This window comes from Mycoplasma sp. Z386, from assembly GCF_054343375.1.
This window is the reverse complement of sequence record NZ_JBTGVC010000037.1, coordinates 1-1,334: the sequence shown is the minus strand read 5'-3', so window position 1 is coordinate 1,334 and position 1,334 is coordinate 1. Positions and strand designations below refer to the sequence as shown.

Sequence of the window (1,334 nt, the reverse complement as noted above, 5' to 3'; positions counted from 1 at the left end):
CCTGTGTTTCCCAGTTAACAAAGAAAAAAATAATAAAATTTAGATTGTATATATTTATTTATAAATATATACATTTTTTATTTTTTTTAATAAAATTCTTGCTATAACTTGCTATTTATGATATAATTTAAATATGAAATTAATGTTATTTAACTCTACGGGACCAAAAAAAGCAACATATAAAAATATTGGTTACTGAGATACAAGCGGAAGTTATAGAAGAAATATTAGATTATTAGCTTTAGGAAATCAAGAAAAGCTACTTAAAAAGAATCCTAATTATGAACAAATTATTAAAAGCATAATAAGTAAATATGACACAACCGTAAATATAGAAAAATTAGAAGCAGAAATAAATTCTGCACTTCTTTTGAGTTCAAATATTACTAAAACTAAAAATTTTAGTGCAGAATTTATTTTAGAATTTATGTATGATTTAAACATTTTTGAAAATTTTAATTTTGGTAAGCACAAAGGGATGAAAGAAATACTTTCTTATCAAATTGCTAATAGAATTTGTCAACCTTCAAGTATTTTTAAATCTTTTATAAATAAGTCTGAATCATATACAGACTTGGATTATTCAAAAAATAGTTTTTATAGAATGCTTGACTTATTAGAAGATAATAAGGAAAATATCTTGAAAAATATATCTAAAAAGTTTGTCAATGAAAACGAAACTATTTTTTTCGATTCAACCACAATTTATTTTGAAAGTTTCAAAAAAGAAGAATTAAGATTACCAGGATATTCAAAAGATGGAAAATTTAAAGAAGATCAAATTGTTTTAGCAATGGCGTGTAATTCAGAAAATATACCTATTTTTTATAAAATTTTTCCTGGAAATACTGCAGATGTAAAAACATTAATTCCTTTTATACAGGAATTTAAGGAAATTTATAAAAATACAAAAATTACAGTTGTTTCAGACAGAGGAATGAGTTCTGCAGAAAATATTAATTTTTTAGAAGAAAATAATATAGACTACATAATTTCAAAAAGAGCAAATATCGAAACAAAAAAATATAAAGAATTTTTATTAAAAGAAGATGATTATGTTGAGATATCAGGAAAGTTTAAATATAAAACTAAAGAAATTTTTGTAGAAAATAAAGAAAATAAAGGGAAAATAAGAAAACAAATTGTCACCTGAAGTAAATCCAGAGCTAAATTAGATAAACTAAATAGAGAGAATGAAATAAATAATTTTATTAAAAATCAAGACAAAAATGGATTTGTTAATGAAAAAAGAATGATAGGATACAAAAAAACCAAATATTTTAAACAATTGAATTCTTCTAAATATGTTTTAGATGAAGAAAAAATTTCAAATG

At 21.7% G+C, this 1,334-nt stretch carries 1 protein-coding gene; it reads left to right on the top strand.

What is annotated here, in order from left to right; translation table 4 throughout:
- Window positions 1-133: 133 nt before the first annotated feature.
- On the top strand, window positions 134-1,334 hold a 1,201-nt coding region (locus tag ACXX85_RS03960), incomplete at its 3' end, for an IS1634 family transposase (RefSeq protein ID WP_458560686.1).